The organism is Ignatzschineria sp. F8392 (assembly GCF_002252045.1).
Classification (GTDB): Bacteria; Pseudomonadota; Gammaproteobacteria; order Cardiobacteriales; family Wohlfahrtiimonadaceae; genus Ignatzschineria.
The window spans coordinates 258,417-275,133 of record NZ_NEFF01000003.1; the positions used below are offsets into that span (position 1 = coordinate 258,417).

The following is a 16,717-nucleotide window of genomic DNA, read 5'->3' on the forward strand; positions in this document are numbered from 1 at the left end:
CTGTTAACCCCGGCAACTTATTGTGATATTGAATGATCTGATGCTTAACGATAAAAAAACAATCTCAATTTATAGAACAGTGTCACAAAAAGCGGTAAAAAATCAGTAACCGTTATAAAGCCCCAAGTCTTACTGACTCAAACGCTTCAAATAGAGTCGAGAGAGCGGGAGAATAAAAAGGGGCTTACCCAAAGGGTAAGCCTTGATTGACCCTGATAGTGATCGATATTCCTTTTATCCCATTTTATAGCGGAGTTTACCGGATCATCCTTAGTTGATCACTTACCGCTGATTCGCAACTTCATTGATCATTCGTTACTTTTGCATCTTCACATCATTGACCCACTTCTCGATAAGATAGGTGCGCATCTCGCTATCCCCATATTTATCAAAATCATACTCAATGAGATTCACATCCTCTAATTTTAAGGAGTTAGGGGAAGCTTCTGCCGTCACGTTGGTGGGAACTTGATAGGATTGTGCTTTTTTCCAAGCAATCTCCTGCGCCTCTTTGGAGAGTGCCCAATCAACAAAGAGCTTCGCATTCTCTAAATTACGCGCACCCTTTAAGATACTTACGCCACCGATCTCATAACCTGATCCCTCACAAGGAACAACTAGCTCAATCGGCGCACCATTCTCCTTCTCTAAAGCATAATCATGGAGGAAACCGATCCCGACCGTTGCTTCTCCACGCGCAACATTTCGCGCAGGGGCAAAGCCTGATTTTGTATATTGGGAGATATTTTGATCAAGATCCTTAAGGTAGGTAAATGCAGTCTCTTCATCCCAAAGTTGATTAAAGGTTGCAAGAGCTGTATATGCGGTACCAGAGCTTTGAGGATCGGCAATCTGAATCTCCCCTTTAAGACCATCATTTGTTAGATCAGACCAGCATTTAGGAATCTCTATCCCTAACTTCTCTGCACGATCGGTATTGACACCAAAGCCTAAAATACCGATATAGACTGCCGATGAGTAGTTCCCTTTCATCTTTGCAGGATCTTTAAATTCAGGAATAATCTCCTCTAAAACTTCAGATTGATAAGGCTCTAATAATCCCATCTCTCCCGCTTGTGAATGAGGATCTAACGTCCCTCCATACCAGACATCCGCCTGTGGATTTCTTCTCTCAGCTTCAATTTTTGCAAAGGTACTACCACTACCATTACGAATGACAGAAGTCTTGACATCATACTTATCACTAAATGCTTTAACTTCCTCCTCACAAAAAGCATTTGTCCCACTACAATAGACAACTAATCGTCCTTTCGCTTCAGCCGTTGAAAGGGTAAAGCTCAGCGCAGCACTGAGTGCACATAAAGTTAAAACTCGCTTTTTCATAATTGATAATCCTTATCCTTATAAATAGAAGATAGAAGCACAACAATAAACGGTATCGATAACCACTAAGATAATCTAATCGATCAAATAACTGATCAGATAACTAATCAGATAACCGATAATCATAGGTGTTACTCTACTATATGTTATCTCCTGCCCATTTTTAATAGAGATTCGCCTCTTTTTGCAACAAAGTTAGTCGCGAGATCAATTAAGACCATAATCGCTTAAAGTCTAGATAAAAAAATCCCCCAAAAGATTATCAGTAACTGATCACTCACTCTTGGGGGAATCCATTGTTAGCTGCAATCATTACTGATAATACAACTTAGCTATGACAACTCATTTTCCATCGTCTTCGATCTATTCTTCAATAGAAATTATGCCTTCTTACGGGGAATTTTAATAAAGAAGAGGACTAATAGCACAGCTAATAATTCTAACGCGCCCACAAAGTAGAGTCCCGATGCAAGGCTATCTGTTTTTGTCTTTAAAAATCCAATCATATAGGGCGCAACAAAACCGGCAAGATTCCCAACTGAGTTAATCACCGCAATCGCAGCAGCAACAGCACCACCGACAAAGTAGAGAGAAGGTAGTGACCAAAAGACAGGAAAGGCGGCTAAAATACCGACTGAACCAATCACTAGACCGACCATTGCGGCTACCGCATTCCCCATAAAGAAGCCAGTTAAAATGAGACCGATACCGGCAAAAAGTGTCGCAATACAGGTATGATATTTACGTTCATTACTCTTATCAGAGCTAGCACCCCACCACACCATGGCAACGGTTCCAAATAGAAATGGAATCGCTGAGATAAGGCCAATCACAAAGTTATTGCTAACCCCTAATGCCTGAACAATACTTGGAGACCAAAATGCAATAGTGGCATTTCCGGCAACAATACAGAAGTAGATCGCACAACAGAGCCAGAGAACGGGCTCTTTAAAGATTGCCTTAATACTTCCCTCTTTCTCGACACTTTGATGATCTTTCGCAATATCTGCAACGATCGTATCTTGCTCCTCTTTTGTTAACCATTTCGCATCATGAGGACGATTAGGTAGATAGAGCAGAACAAAGATTCCGGCAATGACTGATGGAATACCCTCAATAATAAAGAGCCACTGCCAATTACTTAAACCGCCCACATCTCCCATAACACTCATAATAAAACCTGCTAAAGGGTTGCCCACAACGCCGGCAATCGCAAAAGAGGTCATAAAGAGTCCATTAATCTTCGCTCTTCTCGCCATAGGGAACCAATAGGTGATGTAGAGAACTACCCCAGGGAAGAATCCTGCCTCAAATACCCCTAATAGAAAACGTAAAACATAGAACATCATCGGGGTGGTGACAAACATCATCGCAGCAGAAGTAATCCCCCACAAGATAGTAATTCTTGCAAGCGTCTTTTTCGCCCCAATTTTTTCTAGATAGATATTACTCGGTAACTCGAAGAGAAAATAACCGATAAAAAAGATCCCCGCCCCTAAACCATATACAGCCTCACTAAACTGTAGATCATCGAGCATGCTAATCTTTGCAAACCCCACATTCACTCGATTGAGCCATGCAAGTAGAAAGAGAAGGATTAAAAATGGGATTAAACGCATTGTAATTTTACGATAAGCACGATCTTTTATTATTGTTTGATCATGAAGCGTATCTTGATTTGCGAATGAGTGCATAGCATCATTCCTCCTATGGTTTATGTCATCACATCACTGTGACTGATATAGATAAAAATAGATGAAAATAGATAAAACTGATAAATCCTGACAAACTCCAATAAGTGCAGGTAAATGCAGATAGAAGCAGATAAATGGAGTTAAAAAGCTAACGTAGCAACTATAAAAGCACTGATACGTTACACCTTAAATCGCCACTATTTACCGCAATAACTGAAGATGTTTTTCAATACTTTTAGCAACCGCTAAAATATGATGATCCTGATCTTTTAGCCCAGAAATGCTCAGACCTATCCCGGCACCTAATGGTAGAGAGAGCGCACAGCCATCGAGGAAATTGGTCACTGTCGTATTGCGTAACACAATGCCATTTAATCGAAAAAACTCTGCTTCATCCGCTAGTACCTCAACTTTAGGAGGCTGTACTGCGACCGTTGGCATTAACCAAGCATCAAAAAAGGCCAATTTTTTCGCGGCAACGGCCTGTAGCTCCTCTCTTTTTCTTAAAATATGAAGATAGTGAGATGCCGTAATACTCCGCCCACGCTCAATTCTTTGAGCGACTAAAGGATCATATTGATCCCGTAGCTGATCAAAAAAGAATTCATGCTCGCTCCATATTTCCGCCGCGGTTAATCCCCCCTGACGATTAATATGGGGAATCTGTGATAACTCATAGAAATCTCGATAGATAATCGTTGCACCTGCCTGCTCTAATTGAGCGAGTGTCTCTAGAAATCTTGCTTCAACTTCAGCATCTAACCCTTCCATCACATAATCTTTGGTGACAAAAAAGCGCATTTGTGAAAGGGGAATCTCCGGCACTTTATAGTCACTTTGCGATAAGACTTGATCCATCACAATCGCATCTTCTACAGAGCGTGTTATCGCCCCCACTGAGTCATAGCTATAAGAGAGTGGCACAACCCCTTCGGTCGAAATACGACTTGCTGTCGGCTTAAAACCAACAACATCACAAAAAGCTGCCGGAATACGCAATGAACCACCGGTATCTGATCCTAAGGCGGCAAAAACAGCCTGAGAAGCGACACTGACTGCTCCTCCTGATGTTGATCCTCCCGCAATATAATCAGGTCGCTCAGGATGAACCGGCGTACCATAGTGAGGGTTCACACCTAAACCAGAAAAAGCAAACTCGCTCATATTTGTTCTACCAACAATAATTGCTCCAGCTCGTTTGATCGCATCAATCACCGGCGCATCTTTCTCGGCAGCGCCATTTTGGGTAAAGATGACCGACCCTGCAGGCGTGACTTCACCGGCAATATCCATCGAATCTTTAATGGAGATAGGTAACCCTAGAAGGGGAGCCTGATCACCAAGCATTAATCGCTGATCCGCGACCCGTGCCGCTTCCATCGCCTCTTGAGGATAGAGCTTTGTAAAAGCGAGTGCTCCCACCTCTCCCATCTCAGCAATTCTCTCAAAAGAGGCGCTGACTAGATCGACACTTGTAATCTCTCTTCTTTCTAGTTGTTCAGTCATTGCTGTGAGCGTGCTATTTAATATCTGAGTCATCGTGCTACTCCTACTCATCCACCGCTAAAAGAGCGACATCATATTGATGTTGTAATGTACGGTTTAATATTGGATCGAAAAGTTCAAGCTCAAAGCGTTCACCAAAGCCCAATTTCCCAATCACTGCTTGCGTTCCACAAAGGAGCGCTTCTCCCTCTTCTAAATCGGGAACACCTTTCCACTTCTCCATCAGCTCTAAAGGATGGAGCAAGGTTGTCACAGAACCTTCTTGATAGAGCTCTCTCTGACCATTTAAGGTTCGATAAGAGCGCATGATGAGTTGATCCCAATGATCCGCCACATCACAATAGCGCCAGACAGTTTGGCTCAAAGGCTTCATACACATCTGCTTTGAAACGGTAATATCATAAGCTTCTACCTTTCTATCTGTATGATCAGAACCGACGGTAAGATAGAGCTCCCCACCTGTTTTGAAAAAGAGAACTTCCACCTCGCCTGATGAATCTGCTCTAGGTAGCGCAATTTGAGTTGCCGTTGTCAAAAGTAGTGGCTCTAATTCATAAAAACAGGGTGTCTTCTTAGGAGGTGCAATCCCCATCTCCGCTAACTCATCGATATGCTCTTGAATCGCTTTCTGATCTCTTCCGGCCCAACCGCCGACCATAAAGCGACTCGGGGTGAAATCAAGCAATTCGCTTCCTTCTGGCAAAAGCACTTCAAGTGCTAATTGTTTCTGTTTCATCTCTATCTCCTCTCATTACATTTTTTATAAAAAATCATTCTGCTTCTGCGGCAGCGATAACTCACCGAAATTATTGTCAGATCGTTGCCACAATATTTTTTCTAAAGTTCTCCACATGGCGAATCATTGCTTGCTCAGCCAAAGCACTATCCCGTTGTGAAATTGCTTCTACAATCTCTAAATGCTCTTCATAAGCACGTGTCATCTGCTCTTTTGCTGAAAGGGAGAGAAACCAGAAACGAGCCTGTCGCTCATGTAATCCACTTAAGATATCGGAAAGAACACGATTACGAGAGGCTGCTGTAATGGCATTATGGAAGCGTAAATCGATCCTCATTAGAGCGGTCAAGTCTCGATTCTCAATCGCTTTGGGGGTTTCAGATAGAATCTCCCGCATCGCCTCAATCTCTGAGGCTTGAGCCCTCTCGGTAGCTAATCGAACCGCCATACACTCATTAACGAGACGTACCTCTATCATCTCAATCACTTCATTGAGAGAGAGCTGGCTGACCATCACCCCTTTTCGAGGATAGATATCCACTAATCCTTCAACGGCTAAACGGTGTAATGCCTGATTAATAGGGGATCTACCTAATGAAAGCTCATCTTGCAAATAAGATTCATTTAAAAACTCTCCCGGCGCAAACTCACAGGTTAAAATTCGCTGTTTAATCTCCTGATAGGCTTGCTCTCGAAGAGGAATTCTTCGTTTATTCTTGTTCACATCCATCTCCCTAACCTTAGTTGATACTCAACTAAAAAACTTGTGATATATCACAGATCAATTCAAAATTAAGCTATAAAAATAAATATTGCAACTACTATTGCACTACTTTCCACAAAAAAGAGCCCTCTTCCATCATGCTTTAAAAGCTCAAAAATAGCTCTAAAGCTGATTAAAATGGGCTTCTCTCAATAATCTTTAGATCACTTAAAAGTAAATTATCCCTTTTTCATCATCTTCGCTAAATCAGCAAAGGGATTATGGGTGGCGATATCGCTCTTTCCATCTCTATTTTCGGTACCATATTGGGCTGCCTCTTCTAATCGTTGATGTTCATTATCATGGCAATAGAGACAGAGTAACTCCCAGTTACTGCCATCAGCGGGATTATTATCATGATTGTGATCTTTATGGTGAACCGTTAACTCTCGCAGATTGCGGTGATCAAACTCACGTTGACAGCGTCCACAAATCCAAGGATAGAGCTTTAACGCTTGCTCTCGATAACCCTGCTCTCGTAAGCGTCTATTTTGATGTGTCTCTGCAATAATCTGATCTAAACGGGATTTAGGTTGATTCATTCTCTTCCTCCAAAATTAAAAGAGATTAAGATTAATAGGGGTTAATAGGAATTAATAGGGAGCACGTAGCTCGAAATGAATATTGTGAAAATGACCTTGATCATCCTGCACCGTTAAACGATAAAGTCCCGGCATCATATTGGGAAGATCAAGAAGAGGAGCCTCCAATAGTTGTCCATTGAGATACCAATAGCGGGGGCCATTTCCTGTTGCCGTCAAGGGAAGTTGTTGATCATTTTGAAAGATGATACTCTCATCCACCAAGGTGGTGATCATCAACTTCTGTAAGGGATTCTCTCCTCTCTTACGCCCATCTCTCCCCAATTGCTTCTCTACTGATACTTCCCCCGATACTTCCTCCGATGCTCCTACCAATAATTTCCCTGAGGTAGGTCGTGAGAGAGAGTCACGCGTTTGCAATGATTGCAATGGTTGTAATGGTTGTAATGATTGCAATAGAGCCGGCCAACCGGCATGAGGAAGCTCTCCCGGCGCATCATAGAGAGTTCCGGGGATTTTTCCACCAATGGTGTCGATGGAGAATCGTTGAAGGCAATCACGACCCGCCACCACGGCTGATGAGCGCCCAGAAGGCCAGCAGATCTGTGCCGATTCAATACCTACAGGCTTTGCAATCTCCCTTCTCTCTTCTGGTAGAAGTTGAAAGAGATCGAAAAGGAGCGGAACCGCACTATCACTAGCCATCATACCGATATTAGGGAGTCCATCGGGGCGCCCAATCCAGACACCAACACTCCAATCGGCAGTGACACCAAAGGCCCAAGCATCCCGATGGCCATAGCTCGTTCCACTCTTCCATGCGATTCTTCGACTATTGAAGCGTTTCTGTGGCGCCACTCCTCTCAATGCTTTTACCACAAGCCAACTCGCCTCGGGAGAAAGAAAGGTTCTCCCCTCGCCCTTTTCTCTCAGCGCTTCGAGTGATTCCGCTTTTTCAAGTGATTCAGAGCGCGCTATATCAAAAGCGTAATCTTGCTCAGATTGGATAAAGTGGGGCTCCCGGACCGATCTAACCCACTGAAGAGGATAGACCTCTCCTGCTGTTGCTAAACTACTATAGAGACGAATCTGCTCCTCTAAAGAGATGCCTACGCCACCTAGAATTAGACTCAAAGTGGGAGTCTCACTATAGAGAGTAATACCGGCATCTCGTACCTTTTTGACAAAATAGTGGGGCGTTAATTGCTGAAAGATCTGCACAATGGGGATATTGAGCGAGAGCTGCAACGCGCGATAGGCGGGAATCGCCCCCCGATAACGTTTATCAAAGTTTTGGGGCTCATAACCATCAAAAGAGCGGGGAAGATCTGTTAAGAGGCTCGCTTCATGGATAATGCCGTAATCGAGCGCTAATCCATAAGCGAAAGGTTTAAGCGTAGAACCGGGGGAACGAATAGCCGGCACCATATCGACATACCCCGCCCGTTCTGAATCAAAAAGGGCGAGGGATCCCACATAAGTCACCACTTCATGTGTTCGATTATCCACAATCAAGACTGCCGCCGAGAGTCGATCGGAAAATTGCTTTTCTCTCAAAGAGAGATAATCCTCCACCGCCTTTTGCAGACGATAATCGATCGTTGTCTCAATCTGGACAGCATCGGGATATTGCCGGCGTAGCCGTTCTGCTAAAAGAGGTGCAGAGAAAGGGGAGAAACTGGGCTGATAACGCACTGGATCGGCGATCGTTGCAAAGTAACGCGCCTCATCGATCTGCCCAAAATCGTAGAGTCGCTTTAGCACCTTATTGCGCGCCTCTTGAGCGGCTTGAAGTGAGCGATCGGGCCGATAGATCGAAGGCCGTTGTGGCAAGGCGACTAAAAGTGCGCTCTCAGGCAGGGTCAAGGCGATGGCCGGTTTTGAAAAGTAACGCTCAGCGGCGGCGGCAACGCCCTCAATATTTCCCCCCATCGGCGCTAAATTGAGATAGAAGGTGAGGATCTCCACTTTACTATAGGTTAGCTCTAGCTGTAGAGCCCGAAAGATCTGCGTCATCTTCCCCATAACCGTTCGAGGATGGGGATAGAGCAGACGCGCCACTTGCATCGTTAAGGTCGAGCTACCGGAGACAACCTCCCCCGCCGAGATCCACTGTCCTAAAGCACGTAGCGTTGCAAAGGGATTGACCCCAAAATGGTGATAAAAGTAGCGATCCTCATAAGTTAATAGTGCCGAAAGATAGCTAGGCGCCACCTCTTCCAGCGTTATCCAGTGTCGCAAGCGCCCTTCATGATCGGTAAATTGTCGTAAAAGTTGTCCATCGGCAGCGACCACCGTGGTAGCAACAGAGATAACGGGCGGTTGCAACGGAAAGAGAAAATTGAGAAGAAGAAAGAGCAGCGCAGATAGAGAGAGCACTATAAACGGAGAGAGCCATACTAAACGCCAAAAAGAGCGCCATTGTCCCCACTTTTTAGGAACGATCCTTGATCTTATCTGAGGCTCCACTGGTAGATCGAGCTCTGATTCCACTTGTGAATCAACCGCTCGACCCTCCGCTGATCTCTCATTGTCACGATATTCCTGCTTCACATAAGCACCCTTCTTCTCAACGCTTCATCGCCACTCCCCAAACTCTTAGGTAACCGCAACGATTCCCACTATTTGGAGGCGGAAAGAGCGACCAACGCCCTCTAATAACCCGCTCACTCTTCGATACCACTGTCAGATCTCTCACAAATATCTCTCTCAAATGGATCTCTCAAATGGCGGCGCTATCCAATAGCTCTCTCAAATAACGATTTTCTATCTCGATCATCTCTAATCACAGTTAAGCCATTCTATCGAACTTTAAGCCGATCATTGTAAAAAAAGAGTGACGAAAAGCTTTAAAGAAACATTTAAAGAGGCAAAAATCCCTCACATTAAACCGATCGATTGAATAAAAAAGCCACAAAAACTACACTTTTTTGGCATAATTAAGGTCACTGCCCCGAGAATCACAATAGAGAGGATCAAGATGATGAAGAGAAAAAAAGTACTGGAGAAGCACTCTCCCTTAAGTAAATGCCGAAAAGAACTCCTCTTCCCGCTTCTGCTCCTCTACACCCTCCTCCTAATATTGATGCCCGCTTCAGCACAAGTCGAGTCGATCAATGCGGCAACGATAGAAGGAGAAGAGACCCTCTCTATCTTCTTCGACATGCCTCAAAGTTTCCCCCCAACATCGTTACAAAAACAATTTAGCGTCAAACGTTTCGATAGCGAACAAGAGCGCTATATTATCGATCAACAAGGGCAGTGGCACTTGAGCAAAGATGGGTTTCGTCTCTCATACTTCCCGGTCGATAGTGGTAGTTATGAGGTCACAACTGAACTCTTTCCCCATCAGAAAGAGCACTCCCAACGCTCTGCTGAGATCTATATCGGCGAGCCGAGCCAAAGGGTAAAAATTTTAGGGCGCGGGCCGGTCTTACCGATAGAAAATGGGGCACTACCGATAGAGATGATCGGCACCGATCAGGTCGATCTAGAGTTTTATGCTATCGATAATCTCCCCTCACTGCTTGAGCAATACTATATCGGTAATGATCTTAGTAGCTGGAGCTTTTCCCAATTGAACCGCGAGATCACCCCTGAAGCGATCTTTCGCTACCATACAACTCAACCGGCGACTAAAGGCACTGAAACGCATCATCACCGAATTCCTCTGCCTAAAGAGATCGCTTCCGGCGCCTATCTTGTCACCGTCAATCCTGCCGGTGAAATCTATAAAAATATCGATGCCCGAATTATCTTTATCACCGATATTGGGCTACAAGCACGCCTCTACCCTCAAAAAAGTCTGATTATTGCCAACCAATTCTCCACAGGTGAACCTCTCGAGGAGGGCTCACTTGAGGTTTGGCGCAATCAGAAGGGAAAACTGATCAAAGAGCGTAATCTCTGCCAATTTAAGGCGGGCCTCTGTGAAATCTCTCAAAGATTAAAGAGCCAAGATGTGATTGTTGTCCGAAAGGGAGAGGATCTCTCTGTGCTTCCTTTAAAGGAGATCGCCCTCGATCTAAATGAGTATGCCGTCACTGGAGAAGCGAGCCGAGATGAGATCGCCTATCTCTATAGCAATCGAACCCTCTATCGCCCCGGCGAGGTTGCAACGATCAATCTCTTAATGCGAGATTATGATGCTCGTCCCTTGCCGGCACAGCCGATCACCCTCTCTCTCATCGCTCCCGATGGAAAGAGATATCGAGATTACCGACTTGATGCACAAGCTGATGGTTTCTATCAAAAAGAGATTCCCCTTCCTGCTAGCGGTCAATTGGGATTATGGCAGATCGAAGCACGCACAGATTTAGCAAGTGATGCACCTTTAGGCGCCTTAAAAATTTATCTTGAAGAGTTTCTTCCAGAGAGAATGGCGCTAACGCTTCTCTCCCCCCAAAAGCCCTATCTCTATCATGAAGATCTGCCGCTAACCATTGATAGCCACTACCTCTTCGGCGCGCCGGCAGCGGAGAATCGTTACCGTTTAGAGAATCAATTCTCTATCGATCGGACCCCCTTTATCGGAAAAGAGGATTGGTATGCCGGAATGATTGAGTTCCCTTTCGATCGCTATCCTGCAGAATATCTACAAGAGGGATTACTCGATCGTAATGGGCATGCAAAAATCACCTTACAACTCCCTCAAATCCCTGATACGGTGGAAGCGCCCTTCTCCGGCATCTTAACACTAAAAAGCCATGTAGCGATTCTCGATGGCTCTCTTCTCGGTATTACCCGTGAGATTGAACAACAATTTTGGCCCCATAAAGAGATTCCCGTTATTCGTCCTCTCTTTAGAGCTCGGGATCTCGGCTATGGCGATAGCGCCCGTTTTGAGCTCTTTAGTGCCGGCAGTGATGGAGAGATTGTCCCTAGCCAGCTCCTAATCACCTTAAAATATCAAGATCCCTCCTGTATCTGGATCTACAGTGCCGCCCGCGGTTGGGATTGCCAATATAGTAGTCGCTATCAGGTTATTGAGCAGAAGAGCGTCGATGCAGATCAGATCATTCACTATGAGGTCACGCCCAATAGCTGGGGGGAGTATCTCCTCGAGGTGAAAGATCTCCAATCCGGCTTAATCTCCCAATACACCTTTAGTGGCCGTTGGGAAGAATCTAATAGTGGACAGTTACCCGCTGTCAAACCGCAACATCTCAACCTAACAACCGAGAATCCCTTCTTCACTCCTGGTCAAGCTCTTAAGGTGACGATCGATGCACCCTTAGCGGGGAATTTAACCCTTCTTATCGAAGGGGAGGCGCCGCTCTATCATGAAAATTTAAGGGTTGAAGCAGGAAAAACATCGATCAATCTCCCAGCCGATCTTCCCTGGGATCGACACAATCTCTATCTCTCAGCACTTCTCCTCTCTCGAAATAGTGAGGGGGAATTGGTGCGCTCATTTGGCGTCATTCCGCTTAAGGTCAATGAAGCCCATCGAGAGATTCGTCCCGAGATCGATCTTCCGGCGGTTGCTAAGCCTAATCAGCCACTGACCATTCGGGTCACGCTGCCAGAAGAGTCTACAAAAATGGCCGATAAGAGCCCCTTCTATGGCACGATCTCTATCACCGATAGCGGAATTCTCAATATGATCCCGCAAAAGCCCCTCTCACTCTTCGATGCCTTTTTTGGTCAGCGCCGTTATAGCGCAACCATTATCGACTACTATAGCCGTCTCTTTAAACGGGGAGAGGGTTCACTCCTCAACCCTCAATTTGGCGGCGATGGATTAGTGGTGGAAGAGGAGAATCAGCTTGCCCTCAACTTAACGGAGATGCCGACGGTTTCCCTCTCCTCCCCCCTTCTCTCTTTCAATGATGGAGAAGCAAGTTGGAAAGTTGAACTTCCTGATTTTAATGGCGAGGCGATTGTTGCCGTGAAACTTTTTAATGATTCTCAAGTGGGTGAGGCAGAAAAAGCGCTGATTATCCGTGCGCCCATTATTGCCGATCTCCTTCCACCTCCCTTTATTCGCGTGGGAGATCAGAGCGCTTTAGCCTTAACGTTGATCAATATGGAACCAGAAGAGTCATTGACAGAGACGTTGACAGAGACCTTAAAAAGAGAAGGAGTTCCTGTCACGATCACGCTAAGTAGCGATACCATTCAAGTTCTCGATACAGCGGAATCTTCCGTACAGAAATCTCCCGAGCAACCCCCCGCTGTCTCAAAAGAGCTTGATCAAGCAAGAGAAGAGGAGCCATCTAACAAGATGCAAAGTAGCAAAGAGCCCCTTTGGCAACAGCATCTAATACTACCTTACAATGAGAAGCGGTTTGAACTGATTCCTATCACGCTCCCCTCATTAGCGACCGCAGAAGGAGCCACAATAGAAGCACCGGCAACCGTAACATTAACAATCGAGAGTCCCCTTTATCAGGCAACGCGCCACTATCAAATTGGTATTGTTCCCAAAACGATGCAGACAGCACAATATCACCGACAATATCTCTCATCAAGCCAAAAGATCGATTTAAGCCACTGGCAGAAGCAGTATGAAGCGGGAGCAGAGAGCATCTTAACGCTCTCCAAAAATCCAACGATCAATCCGGCACTCTATGCGCTGGAGCTCTTCAATTATCCTTACGCCTGTAGCGAACAACTGACTAGCCAAACCTTCCCTTGGCTCTTTAAGTCGCCGGCACTCAATTTGGTGAAGAGAAGCTTCTACCAAGCCCATCAAACCGATGAGACAAGAGAGGAGAACGCAACTCAAGAGAACTCAACAGCTCACTTCTCGGCGTGGGAAGAGTCGTTCGTGGAAGATCACCTTGCGCAACTCTTAGCAAGACAGCAACCCGACGGAGGCTTTCCCCTCTGGAATAGTGGGCCGAGCTTTCTGCCGGCGACCAACTATGTCACCGATCTTTTAGTCACGGCAAAGCGGGATCATTACACAATTGTGACCCAAGAGGCATTAGATGCCGCTTATCGCTACCTCCAAAGAGCCCTCAATCAGACGCAGGCAGAATTTAATCTCTATGGTTTAGAGATCTCCGATTATGCCAACGGATTAACAAGAGATTCACTCGCATCGATCAGCTACGCAAGCTGGCTTCTTGCCGACGGTGGGAAGATCTATCTTGCTGATCTACTCTTCCTCCCCCAATTAGCGCCTCGTCTAACGCCACTTGCAACCACCTACTTAGGAGGGGCATTGATGATTTTAGGGGATACCAAAGGGGGATTAGCTCTCTTCTCCACCTTGCCGAACAAGATCGATCAAGCTGAGCAATATTATGGTTACTACCAATCCTCTATTTCAGAGTTAGCCTTGATGATCGACCTTCTCAATCGACTCACTGATCGTGGTTATCCCATCTCTCTGGAGTTGAAAAAGGGGCTTTTTGATCGACTTAATCAACGCTTAGCTCATCAGAATAGCTTCTCCACGCAAGATCGTTACGCCTTAATTCGTTTAGGAAGTGATGCTGTCAAAGAGGAGACCCCTTTAAAAGTTATGATCAATGGTGAGCAGAAGATTCTTCAGAGCAATCAACCGATCGCGGCAGAAGAGATTGAGTCATTTGAGGCACTTGAGCCCCTCTTTATTCAATATATGATCGAAGGGGAGCCGAAAGAGCTTACAACCGCAACTCAATTTAAGATGCAATATCGAAACTCCCTCGATGCCGCACAAGGAAGAAGTTACCAAGTAGGGGAACAGATTGAAGTTAGCATCGAGATAACACCAGAAATCGATCTTCCCAACGCCCTCTTAACGGCGATGATTCCGGGAGGATTTAATCTTGTCAATCCTCATCTGATTGCCGGCATCGATGCAAAGGCGCCGGGAGATTTCGATGGCGAGAGATCAAGTTATTCGATCGAATCAGAAAATCTCTCCTGGGAGGATCAAGAGCAAATTCATGAGGAGTATCGCCTCGATCGTTATGTCGCTTCACTGCCCCTTAGAGCCGGAGAGAAGGTGATCTTCCGCTACCTCTTAGAGGCGAGTGTGCCGGGAGAGTATCAGATGCCTACCACAATCATTGAGGATATGTATCTTCCTGATCGTCGCAATGTGATGACGCAGCCGGGGAAAATAATCATTACCCCTTAAAGATCTCTCTTAAGCATCTCTCTCATTAATTCCCTCATTGAAGAGACCATCTTTAAATGCCGTGGTTGAGGGGAAAGTTGAGTATAATATTGGGGTATCACCTATTTGAGTATCACTCTTAACGGTAATATCTAAGGTGAGATCTCAGTCAAGATTCTGAATAAACGATCTAAGTATAAGTAATCAGTAATAAGTAATCAGTACCATACTGTAAGGAATAGATAGAAAAAGATATGAGTTCATTTCAGACCTACTTGGTGGGCGGCGCCGTTCGAGATAAACTTTTAGGCCATCCTTACCATGAGCATGATTGGGTTGTTGTGGGTGCAACGCCTGAAATAATGACCGATGCCGGCTATCTTCTCGTTGGCAAAGACTTTCCAGTCTTCCTCCACCCTGAAACAAAAGAGGAGTATGCCCTTGCCCGCTCGGAGAGAAAAGTCGCCAAAGGTTATCAAGGCTTTGCTATCTCGGCAGACCCCTCAATCACCTTGGAAGAGGATCTTCTTCGCCGAGATTTAACGATCAACGCGATGGCGGAAGATCAGGAGGGCAATCTGATAGATCCTTATGGCGGATTTAAGGATCTCGAGGCGCGTATCTTACGCCATGTCAGTCCTGCTTTTGTGGAAGATCCTGTCCGCGTATTACGCCTTGCTCGCTTCTATGCGCGTTATGCTCAATATGGATTTACCATTGCCGAAGAGACAAAAGCGCTGATTAAAACGATGATCGACTCAGGTGAGCTTGAAGCACTGACTGCGGAGCGAGTCTTCCAGGAGCTACTCAAAGCTCTCGGGGAGGCAACACCACACCACTTCTTTAATGCGCTTAGAGAAGTCGGAGCTCTTGAAATTCTCTTTCCTGAATTGGAAGCACTCTTTGGTGTTCCACAAACGGCTAAATATCATCCTGAGATCGACTCCGGAGTCCATACATTGATGGCTCTTGAGGTTTCGACTCAAATTACCAATGATCTCCCTACCCGTTTTGCCATTTTGTGCCATGACTTTGGTAAAGCGATCACCCCGCCGGAGGAATGGCCCAGCCATAAACTGCATGAAATTCGTGGTGTTCCCATTGTGGAACAATTTTGCGATCGGCTGAAAGTTCCTAAAGAGTTTCGTGAGATCGCCCTTAAAGTGACGGAATATCACCTCTTAATGCATCAGGCCTTTGTCCTCAAGCCGAAGACCATCTTAAAACTGCTCAAGCGCCTCGATGCTATTCGCAAGCCCCAAAATTTAATCCGCTTTGTTGATGCTTGTATGGCAGATGCTCGCGGTCGATTACATTTCACAGAGCGGGAGTATCCACAACGAGAATATCTCCTCACCTTACAAGATGCGCTACAAGAGATCGATCTCAAACCGCTTATTGCCGATGCCGATCGTAAGGAGATTCCTAATATCATTGAAAGAGCACAGATTAAAAAGCTACAGGAAACGATTAAAAATTACTCAAATATTTGACGCTATAAAAATAATAGCCTATGATACATTTCTTTCTTGGAAAGCAAGAATAAAAATTTCGGGGCATAGCGCAGTCTGGTAGCGCATCTGGTTTGGGACCAGAGGGTCGGGGGTTCGAATCCCTCTGCCCCGACCAATTTTTAATCTGATTCAAATGCGGCCCTAAAGTGCTTTAAGCGCTCGTAGCTCATCTGGATAGAGCATCGGCCTTCTAAGCCGAGGGTAGCAGGTTCGAGTCCTGCCGAGCGCGCCATTAAGCAGAAAGCAGCAGAAAGGCGTGCATTAGAGCCAAGAAAGAAAACGGTAAATCATCTATGGTGGGCGTAGCTCAGTTGGTAGAGCCCCGGATTGTGATTCCGGTTGTCGCGGGTTCAAGTCCCGTCGTTCACCCCAATTTACCTTTGCTTTAAAAGATTCTCCCAAAGAATCTTAAAAAATTTAAGTTCGGGGCATAGCGCAGTCTGGTAGCGCATCTGGTTTGGGACCAGAGGGTCGGGGGTTCGAATCCCTCTGCCCCGACCATCTTAAATTGATGATCTTTTACTCCCAATAATAGATCGATACTCTAAAGAGTATAAGAGAG

At 45.5% G+C, this 16,717-nt stretch carries 10 protein-coding genes and 4 tRNA genes; 6 read left to right on the forward strand and 8 right to left on the reverse strand.

Annotated features, from left to right (window positions below; translation table 11 throughout):
- Positions 1-315 precede the first annotated feature (315 nt).
- The 8 genes from B9T19_RS07075 to B9T19_RS10795 form a co-directional block, all read right to left on the reverse strand.
- Positions 316-1,344, reverse strand: coding sequence for an ABC transporter substrate-binding protein (locus B9T19_RS07075; RefSeq protein ID WP_094567919.1), 1,029 nt, complete (start codon positions 1,342-1,344; stop codon positions 316-318).
- Between the two features lie 380 nt (positions 1,345-1,724).
- Entirely contained in the window at positions 1,725-3,038 is a 1,314-nt protein-coding gene (locus B9T19_RS07080; RefSeq protein WP_094567920.1) for an MFS transporter, read from the reverse strand.
- Between the two features lie 201 nt (positions 3,039-3,239).
- A complete protein-coding gene (locus tag B9T19_RS07085; RefSeq protein WP_158214376.1) occupies positions 3,240-4,577 on the reverse strand; it encodes an amidase in 1,338 nt (445 codons plus the stop codon).
- 10 nt (positions 4,578-4,587) lie between these two features.
- A complete protein-coding gene (locus B9T19_RS07090; RefSeq protein WP_094567922.1) occupies positions 4,588-5,280 on the reverse strand; it encodes a DUF2848 domain-containing protein in 693 nt (230 codons plus the stop codon).
- A gap of 76 nt (positions 5,281-5,356) precedes the next feature.
- Positions 5,357-6,010: a GntR family transcriptional regulator gene (locus B9T19_RS07095; protein ID WP_094567923.1), complete on the reverse strand. Its 654-nt coding sequence runs from the start codon at positions 6,008-6,010 to the stop codon at positions 5,357-5,359.
- A 212-nt stretch (positions 6,011-6,222) separates the two neighbouring features.
- On the reverse strand, positions 6,223-6,585 hold the full coding sequence (locus B9T19_RS07100) for a YajD family HNH nuclease (RefSeq protein ID WP_094567924.1): 363 nt from the start codon (positions 6,583-6,585) through the stop codon (positions 6,223-6,225).
- Between the two features lie 51 nt (positions 6,586-6,636).
- Positions 6,637-9,138: a penicillin-binding protein 1C gene (gene pbpC / locus B9T19_RS07105; protein WP_094567925.1), complete on the reverse strand. Its 2,502-nt coding sequence runs from the start codon at positions 9,136-9,138 to the stop codon at positions 6,637-6,639.
- Between the two features lie 16 nt (positions 9,139-9,154).
- Entirely contained in the window at positions 9,155-9,283 is a 129-nt protein-coding gene (locus B9T19_RS10795; protein WP_255406356.1) for a hypothetical protein, read from the reverse strand.
- Positions 9,284-9,565: 282 nt separating this feature from the next.
- Between B9T19_RS10795 and B9T19_RS07110 the strand changes: the two genes are divergently transcribed.
- The 6 genes from B9T19_RS07110 to B9T19_RS07135 all read left to right on the forward strand — a co-directional run bounded on the left by B9T19_RS07110 (position 9,566) and on the right by B9T19_RS07135 (position 16,656).
- A complete protein-coding gene (locus B9T19_RS07110; RefSeq protein ID WP_094567926.1) occupies positions 9,566-14,662 on the forward strand; it encodes an alpha-2-macroglobulin in 5,097 nt (1,698 codons plus the stop codon).
- Between the two features lie 233 nt (positions 14,663-14,895).
- Positions 14,896-16,134 (forward strand): multifunctional CCA addition/repair protein, encoded by a 1,239-nt coding sequence (locus tag B9T19_RS07115; RefSeq protein ID WP_094567927.1) that lies wholly within the window; start codon positions 14,896-14,898, stop codon positions 16,132-16,134.
- A 59-nt stretch (positions 16,135-16,193) separates the two neighbouring features.
- Positions 16,194-16,270 (forward strand) — tRNA-Pro (locus B9T19_RS07120).
- Positions 16,271-16,310: 40 nt separating this feature from the next.
- A tRNA-Arg gene (locus B9T19_RS07125) sits at positions 16,311-16,387 on the forward strand.
- Between the two features lie 64 nt (positions 16,388-16,451).
- Positions 16,452-16,527, forward strand: a tRNA-His gene (locus B9T19_RS07130).
- A 52-nt stretch (positions 16,528-16,579) separates the two neighbouring features.
- A tRNA-Pro gene (locus B9T19_RS07135) sits at positions 16,580-16,656 on the forward strand.
- Positions 16,657-16,717: the final 61 nt, after the last annotated feature.

Bases quoted from the DNA above. Each gene is read 5' to 3' on its own strand.
- B9T19_RS07100 (WP_094567924.1), bottom strand. From the start codon at position 6,585: ATGAATCAACCTAAATCCCGTTTAGATCAGATTATTGCAGAGACACAT.
- B9T19_RS07110 (WP_094567926.1), top strand. From the start codon at position 9,566: ATGATGAAGAGAAAAAAAGTACTGGAGAAGCACTCTCCCTTAAGTAAA.
- B9T19_RS07115 (WP_094567927.1), top strand. From the start codon at position 14,896: ATGAGTTCATTTCAGACCTACTTGGTGGGCGGCGCCGTTCGAGATAAA.
- B9T19_RS07075 (WP_094567919.1), bottom strand. From the start codon at position 1,344: ATGAAAAAGCGAGTTTTAACTTTATGTGCACTCAGTGCTGCGCTGAGC.
- B9T19_RS07085 (WP_158214376.1), bottom strand. From the start codon at position 4,577: ATGACTCAGATATTAAATAGCACGCTCACAGCAATGACTGAACAACTA.
- B9T19_RS07080 (WP_094567920.1), bottom strand. From the start codon at position 3,038: ATGCACTCATTCGCAAATCAAGATACGCTTCATGATCAAACAATAATA.
- B9T19_RS07090 (WP_094567922.1), bottom strand. From the start codon at position 5,280: ATGAAACAGAAACAATTAGCACTTGAAGTGCTTTTGCCAGAAGGAAGC.
- B9T19_RS07095 (WP_094567923.1), bottom strand. From the start codon at position 6,010: ATGGATGTGAACAAGAATAAACGAAGAATTCCTCTTCGAGAGCAAGCC.